The sequence below is a fragment of the Barnesiella sp. ET7 genome, from assembly GCF_024733785.1.
Lineage (GTDB): Bacteria > Bacteroidota > Bacteroidia > Bacteroidales > Barnesiellaceae > Barnesiella > Barnesiella merdigallinarum.
In genome coordinates, this window is record NZ_JANRHM010000009.1 from 95,147 (window position 1) to 114,382 (window position 19,236).

Here is a 19,236-nt window from a genome sequence, read left to right on the forward strand (position 1 = left end):
CCATGGCTCAAGAAATAGACGGCAAAATTTACCAGGTTGCCGATTTGGAAGAGATACGACGCCAACAACTCGACGTGTTGCAGAAAGATGCCGGCAATGCCGATGCCATCGTCGAACTGGTTTGTGCCGATGCGCTGCTGTGCGAAGAATACATCATGGATTTCGGCCCCTCTTGGAAAAACGCCGCTTTGTGCCGGGAGATTGCCAAATACATCCCGGCAATTATCGAGGACGAAGAGAAGCGGGTAATGGCCGGGAACGTATGCCACCGGGCCCGAATGGCCCTATATGACCACCCGCGCCTCAGCCTGCGGCTGATGGAACTCGAGCGCGAGGCCATCGAAGGAGTCGGCGACGACCGGGCCGAAGACCTGGAGATGGGCATCGACCCACTCAATGCCGAAATCACACGCTACGCGCTCAACATCATGGCGGCCGACCAGAAACGCTTCGACGATATTGAGGAGGACGGCCACCTGCGCAAAGACCCCATAGAATGGACGGCCGAATATGAAGAGGTCATTGCGGAAGCCGACGAGAAAGCTCACGCCCTGCTGGCCGACGAACCTCGCGGCATGGGATTCTGCTTTGTCTATTGGCCCACGCTTCAACGCATTCTCTTCCAAGACTACGGCATCCGCTGGCGCTCACCGGCCGAGATGAACCCCGGTGTCATATTCGATTGACCGGCAAACCGGATAGAAACAGGACTCTCTTCGTGGTAAGGGGTAAAGCCGAGATTCCTTATCGACAACAACCGGGAACAGGCCACTCGGGAAACCAAGATTCAGGTATGAAATACCGTAAATCGTATACAACCCAAGCGGGAAATACCCTCTATTTTTGTACTCGAGAAAAGGGACTCGAACCCACCCTTCACTCATGGAGAGACAATGAATACGAAAAATTTTATCATTACCCTGTTTTTAATTCTGTTTGCAATGACTACGATTCAAGCACAAGAGAACGACAAGACGTTTGCACCGAGCGACCGGGTAACGGTCGAGCGTGTAGAGTTCAAGAACCGGTTCGGCATCACACTGGTCGCCGATATGTATATCCCCAAAAACGCCGAGGGCAAGATGCCGGCCATCGCCATATCGGGCCCCTTCGGTGCCGTGAAGGAGCAGGCCTCGGGTCTCTATGCCCAGACTCTAGCCGAACGCGGATTCATCACCCTGGCATTCGACCCCTCCTACACGGGCGAGAGTAGCGGCGAGCCCCGGTATGTGGCTTCGCCCGACATCAATACCGAAGACTTCAGCGCCGCAGTCGACTTCCTGTCGATACGCGACGACGTGGACCCCGAGCGCATCGGTATCCTGGGCATTTGCGGCTGGGGCGGCATGGCCCTCAACGCTGCAGCCATCGATACCCGCATCAAGGCTACGGTCACCTCGACCATGTACGACATGAGCCGGGTCAATGCCAACGGCTATTTCGACTCGATGGATGCCGACCAACGCTACGCCCTGCGCCAGAAACTCAACGCCCAGCGCACCGAAGATGCCCGCAACGGCTCATATGCCTTGGCCGGTGGCGTGGTAGACCCGCTGCCCGACGATGCTCCGCAGTTTGTCAAAGACTACTATGCCTATTACAAAACTCCGCGGGGATACCACAAACGCTCGCTCAACTCCAACGGCGGCTGGAATGTCACCTCGGCCCTCTCGTTCATCAACACGCCCCTGCTGACGTACAGCAACGAGATTCGCAGTGCCGTGCTCATGATTCACGGCGAGAAGGCCCACTCGCTCTACTTCAGCCAGGATGCCTTCAAGAAACTGACCGGAGACAACAAGGAACTGCTGATTATCCCGGGCGCCTCGCACGTCGACCTGTACGACCACACCGACATCATTCCCTTCGACAAAATCGAAGCATTCTTCCGTCAATACTTAAAATAAGGAGACAGCCATGACTCTCGAAGAATTTCTGAAACATACGGCCGAACGCAAACCGCTTTGCGGCCCCGAGATCGGACAGTTTATGAACGAGATGAGCGACGAGGCCCGGCGCATTACCTGCCAGATGAACGGCTCGTACCACACCCCCGACGAGATACGCGAACTGCTTGCCCAACTTACCGGCCAACCCATACCGGCAACGGTTCGGGTATTCCCACCGCTTTATGCCGACTTCGGCAAGAACATACACCTGGGCGAAGAGGTCTTTATCAACGACTGTTGCCACTTCCAGGACCACGGCGGCATCACCCTCGGCGACGGCTGCCAAATCGGGCACGGCGTCGTATTTGCCACACTCAACCATGGGCTCGCCCCCAAGGACCGCAAAACCACCTACCCCGCCCCTATCGTGTTGGGACGTAACGTGTGGGTAGGTGCCAACGCTACCATCCTGCAAGGGGTCACCATCGGCGACAATGCCGTAGTGGCAGCCGGTGCCGTTGTGACTAAAGACGTGGCAGCCAACACGGTTGTCGGCGGTGTTCCGGCCCGGTTAATCCATGTAATCGAAACCGAAGAGGAATCTAAAGCATAACGCGTATGAGACCGCTATTTTTGACATTGGCCCTGCTCTTTGCCGCAACCGCGTGCCCGGCCTTTACCGCGTGCGATTGCAACGACGACCCCACGACTACAATCAATACCCCGACGGGAGGCAGTAGCGACAGCAGCGACAATACCGGCAATACACCCGGTGATAACGAAGACAATGACGATAACAACGGCGACAGCCCCGAAACCACTCGAACCATGACACTGAAAATAGGAAACTCTACCTTCACGGCCACACTGGCCGATAACGCTACGGCCCAAGCCTTCGCCGCCATGCTGCCGATGAGCTTGTCGATGAGCGAACTGAACAACAACGAAAAGTATGTATACCTCGACCAGAGCCTGCCTGTTCAGGCCTCGTCGCCGGGTACCATACAGACGGGCGACATCATGCTCTACGGTTCGTCGTGCGTTGTGCTGTTCTACAAAACCTTCTCGACCTCATACAGCTACACCCGCATCGGACGGGTAGACAACCCGGACGGACTGGCATCTGCCGTAGGTTCGGGCTCGGTAACGGCACTGTTCGAACGCTAACCGAAGCCACCGATACGCACAAAAAATCGGCGGGAGAAGGGTCTCACACTCTCTGTCTTCCGCCGATTTTGTTCTATTCACCGATACACTACATCTGCTGTTGCAGGGTAGAGTTGTCGTTTCTCCGCTCGAGCAGTTGCCGCTTGTAATCTTTTAGCATGGCCACATCGGACGTCTCGCCGTTCGCCTTCTTTTCAAAAAGCGTGATGGCCTTCTCTACCCACCCGATAGCGGCGTCGTAATGGTCGAACAGTTCGTTATAGACCGCCAGGTTGGCCGCAGCCATAGCCCGGTGAGTCGTGCTCTTCTGCTCCTCGTAGACATACTCCCACAGATACGAAGCCTCGGTGTATTTCTTCTGCTGCCAGAAGTCATAGGCATCTTTCAAGGCCGGTTCGGTAGAGGTGTAGATATACCGCTCTACGTTGTCGACATGCGGGATGAAGAGATCGCGCACCCGTTTGGAGACGCGGTGCATGGCCTCCTGAATGAAACCGGCCATCTGAGGCAGCGAACTGTGGGCGTCGTCGGGCGTATAGCCAAACGATTGCCAGTAGACCGTATCGCTCACCATCTGGGTAGTAGGCTCGGCCTTATCGGGCCAGTAGACCCGCACCCCCAACGTCGTAGCCACCGAGAGGTCGGTCACGAACACGGTTTCGCCCATGGCATCCACCACCGTCTGGTCCACCATGTTCACGGCCATATCGGTGTGGTCTAGCGATACGACTGCCGTCTGGTCGGCTCCACCCCGTATCACGGCCAACTGTTCGGCCGACAACAACGGATAGAGACTCTTGGGCAAGGTGATGGAGTCGTCGTAGAAAATCGTAATTTCGGGGAAGTAGTGCGCATCGGCCAAGTCGAGAGCTATGCACTCGGCCAACCGATAGGTGGTGCTGTCGTGGGGAACGACCAGCGTATACTCACGCCCCGACATATCGGTATATTTGTTCCCTACCTTTTCATTGGGCTCTGCCGAATTGTTCACGACCGTCACGCGCTGGATGGTCGGCGGGAAGGTAACTTTAGCCGGTCGCCACACATCGAACGAAAGGACCGATACCGATCGGCAACCCGTCAATAACAGGGAGACCGCAGCCATTAAAAACAAAAACTTTCTCATCATAAAATCTCCTTTCCACCACAGGTTTCTCTCTACAAATGTAATTCATAACCCCGTGTTCTCGGGGCGAATCAGATACATTTAAGCTATTTTAAATGATTGGCTCGCACCCGCCGCAGCAAGGCCCGCATGCCCGGCGAACGGTCCAGATCGTTCAAGACCACGAGTTGGGCTATCATATCGTCGGCCCACTCGACTTGCCGGGCCAACAGTCCGAGAACAGCGAGCGTCCATACGAGCGTCGACACCTTTACACCGGGCTCTATGCTCCAGCTACACACCACCTCGGCCAGATGCTCGGCGGCTTTGCAGTCGGGGCGATACTCACCCCGCTCCAACAAATGGTGCATGAGGCTGCCGTATATGCGCCGTACCCCGGGATGAGCCACGCGGTCGAAATCGGATACGAACCGCCTCTTGTATGGAGCAAAAAGAGCCCGGTCCCACTCGTAAACCCACGCCACACATCGCGACGCCCGAAAGGCTTCGGCCCCCTGCCCCAACGCCATATCCATCACGGCATCGAGACTCGGGTCCCGTTGCAACAACTCGGCCACTGCCGCAGCCATCGGCTCCTTTCGGCTCGGCTTTGCCACAATCGCATGCCAATCGTTCTGCTCCATAGAGGATTGTTTTCGATGAGTAAATATAGCGATTCATTTCCTTATCCCCAATACCGCTAACAAAAATTAGAAAAGAGTACTACGGTACAAAATTCGAAACAAAATAGACACAAATCGAAAATATAATAGAAAGATATTGTTTCATATTTTTATCTTTTTTATATTTGTAGCATCTTTTGAAATAAATCTAACACATGAAACGCTCGGAATTCTTAAAACTTATGGGACTTACTGCCGTTGGTGCGGCCTTTGCGCCTTCGATTCTGGCCAACGGAAAATCGGACAACGTACAACATATCGATGCCCAGATAAAAGATTTGAAAGCCACGGTCGACCGGCCGGTGACCTTTCTCGTACTCGGTGCCGGCAACCGCGGAAACGTATACGCCGGCTATGCCAAACGCTACCCCGACTGCATGAAAATCGTGGGTGTAGCCGACATCAACCGGCTGCGGCTGGAGAACATGAGCGAAGACCACAACGTGCCTCAGGAGAACAGGTTCACCGATTGGAAAGAGGCCCTCGCCCGCCCCAAGATGGCCGATGCCATCGTGCTCAGCCTGCCCGACAACCTGCACTACGAGCCTTGCATGAAGGCTCTCGAAATGGGCTACCACATCCTGCTCGAAAAACCGATTGCCCCCACCGAAAAAGAGTGCACCGACATACGCGACCTGGCCCTGAAAAAGAAGGCCATCGTGGGGGTATGCCACGTGCTGCGCTATGCCCCTTACTTCATTGCCCTGAAACAGATTATCGACTCGGGCGAAATCGGGCAACTCATCAGCATACAGCACCTCGAGCCCATACAGTATGCCCACATGGCTCACTCGTTTGTGCGGGGCAACTGGCACAACTCGCGCGAGACGACCCCGATTATCCTGGCCAAGTCGTGCCACGACCTCGACATCATCCGGTGGCTGGTAGGCTCGCCCTGCAAGTCGATTGCCGCCTATGGCTCACTTACCTATTTCAAGCGCGAAAACATGCCCAAAGGGGCCGCCGAACGCTGTATCGACAACTGTCCTTACGAGAGTGAATGCCCCTACTCGGCTCTGGATATCTACATCAAGAAACGGCAACACATCTATGCCTTCGACCTGCCCAAGGAGCGCAGCCGGCAAGACGATGCCATCCGGCAGGTGCTGCGCACCACCAACTACGGGCGCTGTGTATTCCAGATGGACAACGACCAGTGCGACCACTACGTGACCAGTATGGAGTTCCAGAATGGCGTCACGGCCAACTTCTCGATGGAGGCCTTCATGGCCAAGGGCGGACGGCGTACCCGAATCATGGCCACCCGGGGCGAAATCGAGGGCGACATGAGTGCCTTCACGGTGACCGATTTCCGCAGCGGGAAAAAGCGGGTATGGGATGCCAAGGTCGAAGAGGTCAAGACCTATGTGGGCCACGGTCACGGCGGCGGCGACCTGTGCCTGGTCCGCGACTTCATCAACGCCGTGGGCAACAACGACCCCAGCTACCTGTCGAGCCCCATCGAGGTTTCGGTCGAGAGCCATATCATGGGTTTCATGGCCGAGAAGAGCCGCCTGAGCAATCGCAAGGCAAGCATCTGAGTTCTCAATTCTACATAACCACAAAAAGAGAGAAGACCGAGGTCGTCGAATACAGACCCCGGTCTTCTTCATATAGAGACAATTCTTATCAGCGTACCATCACGCGGGTAGCCGCTGCACCGCAACGCACGATGTAAACCCCGGCTGCCGGTACCGGCACTACGGCCCGGCCGTTCACCTCGGTCGACGCAACCACCTGACCGGCCAGGTTGACAATCTCGACCGGTTGAGCGGTTTCGCACTCAATCACGATACCACCCTCGGCGGCATAGATGCGGTGGTTGACCTCGAGAATATCGCAGATACCCGAACTCAAGTCAACCTTTACCACATTGGAGTAAGCCCCCTCTTCGTTCTCGGCCGTCACGGCCTTTACCTTATACGAATAGAGATAGCCCGGCTCGAGAGCGGTAAGCGAATAGGCGGTCTCGGTAATACCCTCAATCACCATAGGCCACTCGACTGCTGCCGGTTTGGCCATGGCGTCGGGCTGAACCTCGCCGCTATACACCACGATATTGTCGATATAGGCCCGCTTCTTGCCGCTGTCGGCGGTCGACTCGAACACGATCTTGCTGCTGGCCGTGCCGCCGGTAAAGGTCAACGTATAGGTATTCATGGGGTCGAGCGGCAGCATCTCGGTGGTTTGGGCATGAGCCTCGTCGCCCTCGAGATAGACTTTCATCACCGTCTTCTCCTTATCGTTGTCGTAACGCGAAGCCGCAAATTGAACCGTAAACGTCCCTCCGTTGGACGACAAGTCGATAGCCGGGGTACACAGGGCACCACCGTTCGACGAGTTGCCCATCTTCATCATACCCACCTCGGGATAGAGGTATTTGCCGCTCCAGCCCGAAGTCTGGAAATATTGGCCGTCTACGGTCTGGAAGGCATTGGTTCCACCCAGATTGGCCGTACCCGCAGTCGTACATTTGGCAAAATCTTCCGACAACAGAATCTCACCCCCGGCCGACGGCTGACGGCGATCGACATGGAGCGTATAACTGACAGCCCCCTCGACCGGCGACCAGTTGGCCGTAAAGCCGGTAGCGGTTATGCCGGTAGCCTCGTTGGCCACGGGAGCATCGATGGCCGAGCCACCCATAAAATCGAAGGTAATCACCCCGTTTGCCTGGGTAATGTTGGTTACCGGCTTACCCAACAACAGCCCTGTATTGGTCACTGCCGCCGGTGTGCTCTGGTCGGTAAACGAGTTGTTATTCTTGTAGGGATAGAGGTCTCCCGTCTCGTCGTAGAAGCTACGATGGTTATCGGCCGGCATGATGGTCATGCGCTGGCGAGTAGGCTCGCAATTTATGATATTGTTATCCCAAATCATCCGGTCGTAATCGACCTTCAGAATCATCAAGCCCGAAGAGGCCATGTAGGTATCCCACCCCGTTTGCTGACGATTCTCGAGGGTGAAGTATTGATTTTGGTCGCTCGATACAATCTTGTAGGCTTTCTTGCTATCGGCCAGATTTTCGAGCGTGAGGGTAGCCGGCTCGGTCAGCTCTTCGATGGTGAGCCAGCCGCAAAATTCGCGTTCATAAGCGGTATAGCCTACGGGTACAGAGCCGTCGCTGTGTCCGTCGTCATTCATATCGGGACCGTTGTAGCAACCGTAATCCATCAGGCTCCAGGTACTCATTCCATAGTTGGAACCGCTGGTATCGTAGAAGTCGGGCAAGCCCAAAGTATGACTGTACTCGTGGCAGAACGAACCGATACCATCACGATAGGTCCCGGTATTACCCTGCAACTCGGCCGAACAGGCGTATGCGTCGAGCAGTTTGCCATCGACCGAAACCTCTTTCCCGGCACCCTGGTAGATATACCAGGCGTGGGGCCAGATGGTGTCGTCGAGCGAACCGGCGTTATCGTTGGCCGACTCGCCGTAACCGGCATAAATGACATAGACCAAATCGACAAAACCGTCGTTGTCGCGGTCGTAGATGGAAAAATCGACCGTCGACTCTACCTTGCGGCAAGCGTCGATAACCATCTCTTCGGGACGGCTGTCGTTACCCGTATACTTGTCGTTTCCTCCATAGTAGGCCATCGCCCTGTCGAGAGTGATGGGGCCCACCACGTCGAAGGTGGGACGGAACTGTCCGTCTGACTGCGCAATGAAGTAATCGCGCGCACTGCCTATGGCTCCTTGATAGTCGTAGCCCTCCTTGTTCATCATCTCCTTGAAATCTTCAAGGGTGTTCGTCGGGTCGAATTTCTTGTCGCTAAACTCGACCAGCAACACCAGCCCATGTACATCGTCGCCCGTAGTTGCCTGTGTAGTCCGGCGGGTAACCGAGCGCAGCTTCTGCTGCCGCTTCAACTGACGTTGGGCAACCATACCCTGCGACACCTTCCGGGCAGCCAACTGTTCGAGATAGACCTTATCCGAAGCCGTACGCAGATGGGCATCGCGGGCTATCACTTGCCCGGCCACCACCGTACCGTCGGGAGTCAGTTCGGCATACCGATAAAAACCATCGGCACCCCGAACAACCGGAATACCATCGGCAGTCATTTGATAATGATAAAACTCATCGCCGACCACACGAACGGTAACTACCGTCCCGTCGGGCTGGGTTACGGTCTCGGGGATAGACCTTGCCGGTAAGGCGAAAAGCGAAGATACGCCCAGAAAGGCACTCGCGCACAAGGTGATAAAGACTTTCTTCATATTATCAGGTTTAGAAAAGTGAGTAAATATACGAATAATATTTAAATAAAAAAGACAAGCGCTCCAACTATTGTGTCGAAGCGCCTGCCCTGATGTGTTTGTCGCGAGAGTTTACCACACCAGTTTCGCTACCCGAAAACCGGTCTCAGTCTGTACACCAACCAGATAAACACCTCGAGAGAGTGTAGTCGGAAGCAACACCTCGCAGGTACCCGACGGCGAAACCGATGTCTCGAGCATAACCAGCCGACGCCCGTTCATATCCGACAAGGTGACACTGGCACTCCCCTCGTGTGTCGCAAGACCTTCTATCATGAGACTCTCGGGCGAACTCTTGAACACCGTAAGACCCGGCTCCCGAACGGGTGCCACAAGGCCGTCGGTGGCTTCGTGCGGATAATAGGCCTTGAAATCGCGGAACGAAATCTTCCGGTCGGTACCCTTCTGCTGGGTCGAGAGGTAAATCTTGAGATTATCGAGCGTCACGGGGAAATCGCTCACGCCCCGGTCGGACAACGGTACTACATAGACCGAGTCGCTGTCGGCCTCGGGAGTAAGGGTATGTATCCACGAGCCGGTCGGGCAGGTAAACTCGCACGATATGGAGCTGATAATCGAATCCCAGTTTTTAATCTGCATCGATACCGAATCGGGCAAACCGAAGAAACGCATCGAGTGGTCAATCACGATATTGGGTGCCCGCCCCGTATTCAGATCGAAGACGAGGGTATTGCCGTCGCTCCACCCGGCCGGGAGTATCGACGAATCGAAACGCATCTGGGCTACGGCCGAACTGGCGGTTACCTGCAGCGATGCAACGTCGGCAAAATCTTCGTGCACCATTTCGCCCGCCCCGATTTCGACCACCACGGGAAACTCAACGGTCGTACCTTCGTAGCGGCCTCGCAACATGGCCCGGCCGCTCTTCACGCCCTTGACAGCTCCTTCGACCACTTGGCAACAGTCGTCGCCGGTCACGCTCCACGTCAATATCTCGGGGTTCACCCGATAGGTCTCACCACTGGCTTCGGCCTCGAGTTCGATGGGATACTCCCGGATGTCGTCGATATAAAGACTGTCGATACAGAGGCGAGGCTCGCCGGTAGTGCCACTCATCGTTACCCGCATCTTGCAGGTCGAGTCGCCCCGGCGGGCCGTTATCGTACCCGACATGGCCACCGGCCCGGCACAGAACTCGCCACGGCTGTTGACATAGCCCAGCTCCTCGGGCTCGCACGAGAACTCGACCTCGCGGCAGTCGTCGTCGATGACGATACCGTAGCGGTTATGAGCCAGCAATCGCAGTGGTGTTACCCCCAGGGGGTGAGTCTTTATCGAGGGTTTAGAGAAGGAGAGGAACGAAAAGACGGGGTCGTCGGGAGCCAGCGAGATGCCCTGGAACGAATCCATCACGGCACGCTCCTTGCCATCGGTGGGCGAATTGACCACCTGGTCGTATACCACCATCGTGGCCGATCCGCCACCGTCGAAGTTGACCACATTCCAAGCCCCCTGCTCTACCAGATAGTAGGCATCCTCGACCATCGAGCCCTTGTCGGCTGTGATGATGAAGAGCTTCTTGCCGTCTTTGGTGATTCCCACCAGCGTACAGGGATAGTCCTGAAACTCGCGCCCCGGAGTCACGAAGTCGTTATACTCCTTGTCGTGCAGCTCGCCGTTCAAGATGACGCTGGGCCAACCGTGGAAGGCCTGCAGCACCTGCTGGGCCGGCGGAACCGACAGTCCCGAATTGGGAAAGGTGGTATTGACAAAACGCTGGTCGATCTGCACCACATCGCCTACCTGCACCCGACTCTCGAACTGGGTAGCGGCATCGTTGCGCATGAAGAGAATATGGCTCTTCCCGTCGGGCTGTATGGGGGTGTGGCCTATCGAGACCACCCGGCAAGGGGTAGGCTCACCGTTGATAATCCACTCGCCCTGCGGCTCCAGCTTGGCATAGAGTCCCTCGGTCGTAAGGGTGAGGCTGCTGTATGTATTGAAGAGAACACAATTCCGGTAAGACTGTATCCCGTAGGCCGACTCGTTGACGTTGTCGATTTTGATTTCGGTCTGGTCCGGGCAAATGACCTTGGCCTCGTAGCAGGGCGGAAATACCTCGGCCACCTTGTCCTTGTTGATCGAGAGGACCGACCGTCCGTAATCGCCGTAATGGCTGATGATTTCGCCATTGCGCACGTTGATTCCCGCCGCCGTAGTCTGGCCGCTGTAATGGAACAAATCGTGGTTCACACCGAAGAAGGCCCGGTGACCTTCGTACGAATTGCTACGACACTGCGACGAGGTGGTCTCACGCGTGGCATCGGGAGTCTTCCCGTTCGACGGATATACCTCCACGGCATTATACTCGTCGTTCAGGTCGAGTGTAACCTGAAAGAGCTGGATAGGTTTCTGAGTAAACTCGATGTGGGTATACACCGCCCCCGGTCCTATGGGATAGTGTGCTATCGTGTCGGGGGTACCCCACTGGGGTTTCTCGGCTTGAGCGACTAAGCCGAGCGAAAGGCAGGCTGCCAGTGCAATGCTATTTTTCATATATATCAATTAAGCGGTTATTCCATGGTGTAAATTTGGTTATTTTTCGAATTACATACAATTATTTTATATTATTTTTTCAAATAAAAAAGCAAGGCACATCCATTGCGGGTGCGCCTTGCCCTGAAACAATATCTTCTGCAAAAGAATTATTCGTCGAGAAGAATTTCGAGAATCTGACAAGCAGCCTTGGCTACCGAAGTACCGGGACCGAAGATAGCTGCCACACCGGCCTTGTAAAGGAAGTCGTAATCCTGGGGAGGAATTACACCACCGGCAATGACTACAATATCTTCACGACCCAGTTTCTTCAACTCCTCGATTACCTGCGGAATCAAAGTCTTGTGACCGGCAGCCAGTGAAGAGACGCCCAGCACATGCACGTCGTTCTCGACAGCCTGGCGAGCAGCCTCGGCCGGAGTCTGGAACAACGGGCCCATATCTACGTCGAAGCCACAGTCGGCATATCCCGTAGCTACCACCTTGGCACCACGGTCGTGACCATCCTGTCCCATCTTCGCAATCATGATACGCGGTTGACGGCCCTCTTTCTTGGCAAATTTTTCGCACAATTCCGTTGCCCGAACGAAATCGGCATCTTTTTTGGTTTCTGAAGAATACACGCCTGAAATAGTTCTGATTACTGCTTTATAACGACCTACCACTTTTTCGCAAGCGTAGGAGATTTCGCCCAACGTAGCGCGCACCTTGGCGGCTTTCACGGCCAAGTCGAGCAAGTTGCCCTGTTTGGTCTTCACGCACTCGGTAATGGCATCGAGGGCAGCTTGTACGGCCTCGTTGTCGCGGTGCGACTTCAGGTATTGCAAGCGCTCGATCTGCTCTTTACGCACGGCGGTGTTGTCCACCTCGAGGATGTCGATGGGAGCCTCTTTCTCGAGACGATATTTGTTCACACCCACGATAGTCTGTTTGCCCGAGTCGATACGAGCCTGTGTACGAGCGGCAGCCTCCTCGATACGGAGTTTGGGGATACCGGTCTCGATAGCCTTGGCCATACCGCCCAGCTTCTCGATTTCCTGAATGTGTTCCCAAGCCTTGTGAGCGAGCTCGTTGGTCAGAGCCTCTACATAGTACGAACCGGCCCACGGGTCGATTTCTTTGGTAATGTAGGTCTCTTCCTGAATATAAATCTGAGTATTACGGGCGATACGGGCCGAGAAGTCGGTAGGCAATGCGATGGCCTCGTCGAGGGCGTTGGTGTGCAACGACTGGGTGTGACCCAGAGCGGCGCCCATGGCCTCGATACAGGTACGGCCTACGTTGTTGAAGGGGTCTTGCTCGGTGAGCGACCAACCCGAAGTTTGCGAGTGCGTACGCAGAGCCAGCGATTTGGGGTTCTTGGGATTGAACTGTTTTACAATCTTGGCCCACAACATACGGGCGGCACGCATCTTGGCAATCTCCATGAAGAAGTTCATGCCGATAGCCCAGAAGAACGACAAACGCGGTGCAAACGAGTCGATGTCCATACCGGCATTGATACCGGCGCGCAGGTACTCGAGACCGTCGGCCAACGTGTAGGCCAGCTCGATGTCGGCCGTGGCACCGGCCTCTTGCATGTGGTAACCCGAAATTGAAATCGAGTTGAACTTGGGCATGTATTGCGACGTGAACTCGAAGATGTCGGCAATGATTCGCATCGAAAATTCGGGCGGATAGATATAGGTGTTACGCACCATGAACTCCTTGAGGATATCGTTCTGGATGGTACCGGCCATCTCTTCGAGTTTGGCACCCTGCTCCAGACCGGCGTTGATGTAGAAGGCCAGAATGGGCAACACGGCACCGTTCATGGTCATCGACACCGACATCTTGTTCAAGGGGATACCGTCGAAGAGCACCTTCATATCCTCGAGCGAGCAGATGGAAACACCGGCTTTACCTACGTCGCCTACTACACGCTCGTGATCGGCATCGTATCCGCGGTGTGTAGGGAGGTCGAATGCTACCGAAAGACCTTTCTGACCCGAAGCCAGGTTACGACGATAGAATGCGTTGGATTCTTCGGCGGTGGAGAAACCGGCATACTGACGGATAGTCCAGGGACGAATCGCATACATGCCGCTGTACGGGCCACGCAGGAAGGGCGGAATACCGGCTACGTAGTTGAGGTGTTCAAGACCCTCGAGGTCTTCTTTGGTATAAATGGGTTTTACGGGGATCTGTTCCGGGGTTATCCAGTTTTCACCCTCGCTGGCTACTTTCCCTGCCGAGTGAGCGAAAGCATCCTTTGTAATATCTATGTTCTTGAAATTAGGTCTCATAGTTTTCTGTTTTTCTTTGAGTGATACAAAATTGTACGACTTTTAAATCGAGAGTTTCTCGTTAAACGATCTCAACGTATCAAGCACGTTGGAACGTACGTGGATAAACTCGGTAATACCCTGAGCTTTCAAATCGTCCATACAAGCGGGGGCACCGGCTACGACGAAGAGCGCACGGCCGTCGAGCAGCTTGAAGGCTTCGGGGGCATATTGGGCATATTCGTCGTCGCTCGAGCAAAGTACCACTATATCGGCTTTAGCTTCGAGGGCGGCATCGATACCGGCTTGTACAGTTTCGAAACCGAGGTTGTCGATAATCTTGTATCCGGCACAAGCAAAGAAGTTGGCCGAGAATTGCGAACGGGCCAGACGCATGGCCAGGTTGCCGATGGTAAGCATGAATACCGACGGACGCTTGCCCGAGTGCTCGGTAGCCAGGCGCAAGGCTTCGAAATCGCTGGCGGCACGTTTGGTATTCAGTACCGGGAATTCGGGTTCGCAATGGTGCTCGCCTTCGTGTTTGCTGCAACCGCAGCCACAAGCCTCGCCTTTGGCAATCTTGTCGCCGGCTACCTCGTTGAAGTTGGGATATTGGTTGGTACCCAACAGAATCTCTTTGCGGCGAGCCACATTGGTGTGACGGGTCTCGGCCGAAGCGTTGACCTGATTTTGAACAAAGCCCTCTTTCACGGCTTTGTAGAAACCGCCCTTCTCCTCTACTTCGAGGAAGAGTTTCCAAGCCTGCTCGGCAATCGACACGGTGAGGGTCTCTACATAGTACGAGCCGGCTCCCGGGTCGGTAATGCGGTTGATATGCGACTCCTCCTTGAGCAACAGTTGCTGGTTGCGGGCGATACGCTCCGAAAATTCATCGGGCTCCTTGTAGGCTTTATCGAAGGGAGTGGTCGTAATCGAATCTACACCAGCCAAAGCAGCCGACATGGTCTCGGTTTGCGAGCGGAGCAGATTGACATAAGCATCGAATACGGTTTGGTTGAATTCCGAAGTCTGAGCATGAGCCTTCATCTTGCAGGCACAGTCGCAAGCGGGATTGTATTGTTTTACAATCTGAGCCCACAACATGCGGGCGGCACGGAACTTGGCCAACTCCATGAAGTAGTTGGACGAGATGCCGAAGTTGAATTTGATTCGATTGGCAACCTCATCGACCGAGAGACCTTTCTCGGTAAGAGCGGCCAACCATTCGTTACCCCAAGCCAGGGCGAAACCCAGCTCCTGCGAAATGAACGAACCGGCATTGTTCAGCATCACGGCATCGACAGCCAGCACTCTGAAGAGCGGCAACTCTTTCACGGCTTCGATTACGGCAACGGCCTCATCGGCATAGTCGGCAAAGTCGCGGCCTTTGGTCAACATGCGCTTAAACGGATTGAATCGGATAGAACCCGAAACTTTCGAAAGGTCGGCTCCACTCTTTTTCAAATAGGCGGCTACCGTTTCGGCAAGTTTCACTGTGCTTTTCATGCAAGAGGAGAAGTTCAACTCGACTTTCTCCAACTCGATACCATGCAGCAAAGTTTCCATATTCTCTACCGAAATCAAATCTTTCGGGAGCTCAAAGCCCAGCGACTCGACACCCTTCGTCAGGATGTCCAGAGCCTTGGCGTTGGCCTCTTTGACATCGGTCACTTTGATGTCCTGACGTACCAGCCAGTTGTTGTCGGTACGAGTGCCACGCACGTAAGGATATTCACCGGGAAGCGAATCGGTCGTGTGCAGGTTCGCAATGTCTTCGGCACGATACATGGGGTTTACGTTAAACCCTTCGTTTGTCCTCCATACGAGCTTTTTGTCAAAATCAGCTCCTTTCAGGTCGGCGATAACCTTGTCTTTCCATTCTTGTGTGGAGACCGGAGGGAACTGGTCAAACAGTTTTTCTTTACTTTCTGCCATAGTTGTTATTAGTTAAGTTGTTTAAGCCAAACTATTGGATTGGATTATTCACAAAATAGGCCCGGCACAAAATACTTGCACCAGACATCTGAGAACAAAAGTAGTACAAATAGTTTGAAATAAAGAATTTTTTCTGTAATTTTTATGAACGCCCCTACCTTTGGGACAAACCGGCTTCGTATTGCGGTCTCACCCCCTGGTTACCCGCCAGAACTACCGTCACCACGCAGTTGTCGATTTTTTTTGTATATTAGTAGAACACAAACCAACATAATAGGTTCGAATAGGATTTAACTGTTTACACTCCGTGTCCATATGAAAGAGGGTAAGAAACTTGTTTATACTGGAGATCTGCTGCGAAAATTCTTGCACCAGAAAGGGATTACCTACAAAGAGGCCGCTAAAGAACTGGGGCTGGACAAGAATACCATAGGCAAAGCCGTAAGAGGTGGCAACATGAACATCAATGTATTGCTCACCATTGCCAATCATTGGAATCTACCCATCACCGATTTCTTTACTTTTATCAATTGCGACGAGAGCCGGGAGGCCTATTTTATTAGTCCTAACCAGTATGTCTTCGACGAAGGGAACGGGGCTGCAACCGCCGACGAACCCCTTAAATTATATAAAAACATCACAAAATCAGTAAACAAAAAGAGTGCTATTTACGAATCGAAACAGCAAGAGATCGAACTGCTGCAAAACCTTATCAACAATTACCGGAAAAGAATCGAAATACTGCAACAAGAGTTGGAACAAAACCATTCCTATTAGCCCCCCATCCAATCCACTTATAACTTGCAAAACGATCTTTGCTTCTACCGATTTTAGTATGTAAAATCGACAGGTGCTATCTTCCCCATCAACGACACGATTTGTGCCTGCCGGCGCAACATATACCCCGACGGCGCAGCCGAATTGAACCGGCGCGGATTGGGCAACGTAGCGGCAATCAGTGCACATTGCGACCGAGTGAGCCGAGCAGCCGTTTTGTGGAAATGCTGCTGCGCGACCGCCTCTACCCCATAAATGCCCTTGCCGGTCTCTATGGAGTTGAGATAGACTTCCATGATACGCTCCTTCCCCCAGAAGAGCTCGATAAGTACGGTGAAATAAGCTTCAAACCCTTTGCGCACATAGGAGTGACCGGGCCAGAGGAACACATTCTTGGCTGTCTGCTGCGTGATGGTGCTGGCTCCCCGCGGACGCTTGCGGTGCTTGTTCTCCTCGATAACTTTTCGCAGCTCCTCGAAGTCGAATCCGTGATGGGTCATAAAGCGATTGTCTTCCGAGGCAATCACCGCCATGGGCATATAGCGCGACATCTTCTCGATAGGTACCCACCGGTGGTGCCACTCGACCTTCTTCCCATCGACCAGTTGCTCGACCGTGCGGATAACCATCAAAGGGGTTACATACACGGGGACAAACCGATACAGCAGCACGACAATGATGGTCGAGAGAAAGAAAAACAACACAAGCCGTTTTGTCCAACGCCAAATCTTACGCATCATCGCTCGTCAATCTTTCACACATTCGACCCGGGCCCACCGGTTTTTCTCGGCATGACCTGCAAACCGCAGCCCCAGACGCTCGGCCTCGGACCGGATGGCCGGAATATCTTCAACATAAAATCCACTCATAAAGAGATGCGACCCACTCTTCATTCGTTCTGCATAGGCATGCATGTCGGACAGCAGAATGTTGCGGTTGATGTTGGCAAAGATAAAGTCGAAGGTCTCTTGCTTCAGTACCTCGATACCACCCAGACGCACCTCGATGTCGGGCTCTCCGTTCAAGCGCACATTCTCCTGGGCATTTTCAGTGGCAAACTCGTCGATGTCGACAGCGACCACCGGCGAAGCCCCCTTCATGCCGGCCAGGATAGCCAACACAGCGGTTCCACACCCCATATCGAGCACCGAGCAACCGGTAAAGTCGGTAGCCAATATGGCCTGCAACATGAGGGTCGTAGTCTCGTGATGCCCCGTGCCGAATGCCATTTTCGGGTCGATGAGCACATCGTAGCGAGCCTGGGGCACATCTTTGTGAAAAGTGCTGTGTATCACACACTCGTCGCCCACGACAATGGGTTTGAAGTAGTGTTTCTCCCACTCTTCGTTCCAGTCTTGACCCGGCACAAAGGTTGTCTGCCGAGTCACCTTTACCCCCTCGAGCGGGAACTGGGCCAGCACCGCTTCGAGCTGTGGCTCGTCGTAGGTACCCTGCGGAACAAAAGCCGTCACACCCGTCTCGTCGGGAACAAAACTCTCGTAACCAATCTCGCCCAACATGGCGGCCAGCACATCGGTAGCCACCTCGCTACACGGCTCTACCTCGAGCCGCACCTGCATATAATCGTTCATAGCCTATTTTTTCTCCCGCATAGCTTTCTGTGCACGCGGATAGAGGACATCGCGCACAAAGGCATAATTGGGGTATTTGTTCATGATGTTCTTATACATGGCCAACGCCTGCTCGTAATGTTCGTTCTTCTCGTTGACGACACCGATAGTCACCAGCAGTTGCACATAGAGCCAGTTGTGAGAGTTGGCCGAGAGATTCTTCTCCATCCCCTGGCGAGCGTGCTGATAGCAACTCAACCCCTGCGCCTTGTCGCCACCAAACATGCCCGGCATATAAAAAAGAATATTACCGTATAATATGGAGACCCAACTGTCGTCGGGAGCCATCTTGTAGGCCTCACGGGCCGACGATAACATATCGGAAGCCAAAGTGGTAGCCTTCAAGGGCGAAAGCGCTATCTTAAGGCCCAGCAGATTGGCATACAATGCCTTGAAACGGGCGTCGTGCGGGTAGAGTTTCTGATACTTCTCGGCCAGAGCCAAGGCCGTTTTCAGATTCGATTGGGCTTCGGTCTTGCGTTTCTTGTCGACCAGATGGCCTACCAGACCGTAATATCCGCACAAGATTTCGTGCCGCCCGTCAAGGGTCTCGCACGATTTGTCGGCACTCATTTGCGACAACACCCCACTCCACTGCGGAATCTTCTGCTCGATAAACAGGTTGTACAATTTTTCACGATAGTCGGTGAGCGACGCTCCCCACATGGGCAGATGCGAAAGGGCAGCCCAGAAAAGCAACAAACATACAATTCGTTTCATATCCATTTATTCTCTTCTGTACAAGGGCGCAAAGATAGTAAAAGGTGAGAGCAGAGACAAAAAGAAAACAAAGTTTTCATCTTTTGGCTATGCCGAACCGCCCCCTATCTTATTCAAAGATAGTAAAAGGTGAGAGCAGAGACAAAAAGAAAACAAAGTTTTCATCTTTTGGCTATGCCGAACCGCCCCTATCTTATTCAAAGATAGTAAAAGGTGAGAGCAGAGACAAATGAAAACGGACTTTTCACACTCCATCTTCTCTCAAGCTATACATCAAAAAGA

Annotated in this window: 15 protein-coding genes; 6 read left to right on the top strand and 9 right to left on the bottom strand. The window is 53.8% G+C overall.

Features of this window, described 5'->3' with window-relative positions; all coding sequences use genetic code 11:
- Positions 1 to 2: 2 nt before the first annotated feature.
- The 4 genes from NW211_RS07600 (at position 3) to NW211_RS07615 (ending at position 3,056) form a co-directional block, all read left to right on the top strand.
- Positions 3 to 686 (top strand): hypothetical protein, encoded by a 684-nt coding sequence (locus NW211_RS07600; protein ID WP_258327466.1) that lies wholly within the window; start codon positions 3 to 5, stop codon positions 684 to 686.
- Positions 687 to 941: 255 nt separating this feature from the next.
- Positions 942 to 1,907: an alpha/beta hydrolase gene (locus NW211_RS07605; protein WP_258327467.1), complete on the top strand. Its 966-nt coding sequence runs from the start codon at positions 942 to 944 to the stop codon at positions 1,905 to 1,907.
- A gap of 10 nt (positions 1,908 to 1,917) precedes the next feature.
- Entirely contained in the window at positions 1,918 to 2,502 is a 585-nt protein-coding gene (locus tag NW211_RS07610) for a DapH/DapD/GlmU-related protein (protein WP_087407329.1), read from the top strand.
- Positions 2,503 to 2,507: 5 nt separating this feature from the next.
- Entirely contained in the window at positions 2,508 to 3,056 is a 549-nt protein-coding gene (locus tag NW211_RS07615; RefSeq protein ID WP_258327468.1) for a cyclophilin-like fold protein, read from the top strand.
- 88 nt (positions 3,057 to 3,144) lie between these two features.
- Here the strand turns inward: NW211_RS07615 and NW211_RS07620 are convergent, their stop codons facing one another.
- Entirely contained in the window at positions 3,145 to 4,185 is a 1,041-nt protein-coding gene (locus NW211_RS07620; RefSeq protein WP_258327469.1) for a DUF6340 family protein, read from the bottom strand.
- Between the two features lie 83 nt (positions 4,186 to 4,268).
- Positions 4,269 to 4,805, bottom strand: a complete 537-nt coding sequence (locus tag NW211_RS07625) for a hypothetical protein (protein WP_258327470.1) — start codon at positions 4,803 to 4,805, stop codon at positions 4,269 to 4,271.
- A 194-nt stretch (positions 4,806 to 4,999) separates the two neighbouring features.
- On the opposite strand from NW211_RS07625, the gene NW211_RS07630 reads away from it, so the two are divergent.
- Positions 5,000 to 6,385, top strand: a complete 1,386-nt coding sequence (locus tag NW211_RS07630) for a Gfo/Idh/MocA family protein (RefSeq protein ID WP_258327471.1) — start codon at positions 5,000 to 5,002, stop codon at positions 6,383 to 6,385.
- 88 nt (positions 6,386 to 6,473) lie between these two features.
- Here the strand turns inward: NW211_RS07630 and NW211_RS07635 are convergent, their stop codons facing one another.
- The 4 genes from NW211_RS07635 to mutA form a co-directional block, all read right to left on the bottom strand.
- Entirely contained in the window at positions 6,474 to 9,071 is a 2,598-nt protein-coding gene (locus tag NW211_RS07635; protein WP_258327472.1) for a M6 family metalloprotease domain-containing protein, read from the bottom strand.
- A 111-nt stretch (positions 9,072 to 9,182) separates the two neighbouring features.
- Positions 9,183 to 11,627 (bottom strand): phosphodiester glycosidase family protein, encoded by a 2,445-nt coding sequence (locus NW211_RS07640; RefSeq protein WP_258327473.1) that lies wholly within the window; start codon positions 11,625 to 11,627, stop codon positions 9,183 to 9,185.
- Between the two features lie 149 nt (positions 11,628 to 11,776).
- Complete coding sequence (gene scpA, locus NW211_RS07645; protein ID WP_087407322.1) at positions 11,777 to 13,912, bottom strand: methylmalonyl-CoA mutase; 2,136 nt, start codon at positions 13,910 to 13,912, stop codon at positions 11,777 to 11,779.
- Positions 13,913 to 13,954: 42 nt separating this feature from the next.
- Positions 13,955 to 15,826, bottom strand: a complete 1,872-nt coding sequence (mutA, locus tag NW211_RS07650; protein ID WP_258327474.1) for a methylmalonyl-CoA mutase small subunit — start codon at positions 15,824 to 15,826, stop codon at positions 13,955 to 13,957.
- Between the two features lie 315 nt (positions 15,827 to 16,141).
- Between mutA and NW211_RS07655 the strand changes: the two genes are divergently transcribed.
- Positions 16,142 to 16,603 carry a helix-turn-helix domain-containing protein gene (locus NW211_RS07655; RefSeq protein ID WP_087407320.1) on the top strand — a complete coding sequence of 154 codons (462 nt, stop codon included), beginning with the start codon at positions 16,142 to 16,144 and terminating at the stop codon, positions 16,601 to 16,603.
- A gap of 53 nt (positions 16,604 to 16,656) precedes the next feature.
- Here the strand turns inward: NW211_RS07655 and mtgA are convergent, their stop codons facing one another.
- Genes mtgA through NW211_RS07670 form a run of 3 tightly spaced genes read right to left on the bottom strand, consistent with a single transcriptional unit; the run spans position 16,657 to position 18,954 of the window.
- Positions 16,657 to 17,343 carry a monofunctional biosynthetic peptidoglycan transglycosylase gene (mtgA, locus tag NW211_RS07660; RefSeq protein WP_258327475.1) on the bottom strand — a complete coding sequence of 229 codons (687 nt, stop codon included), beginning with the start codon at positions 17,341 to 17,343 and terminating at the stop codon, positions 16,657 to 16,659.
- Between the two features lie 6 nt (positions 17,344 to 17,349).
- On the bottom strand, positions 17,350 to 18,195 hold the full coding sequence (prmA, locus tag NW211_RS07665; RefSeq protein WP_087407318.1) for a 50S ribosomal protein L11 methyltransferase: 846 nt from the start codon (positions 18,193 to 18,195) through the stop codon (positions 17,350 to 17,352).
- A 3-nt stretch (positions 18,196 to 18,198) separates the two neighbouring features.
- Positions 18,199 to 18,954: a hypothetical protein gene (locus tag NW211_RS07670; protein ID WP_162611663.1), complete on the bottom strand. Its 756-nt coding sequence runs from the start codon at positions 18,952 to 18,954 to the stop codon at positions 18,199 to 18,201.
- Between the last annotated feature and the right edge of the window lie 282 nt (positions 18,955 to 19,236).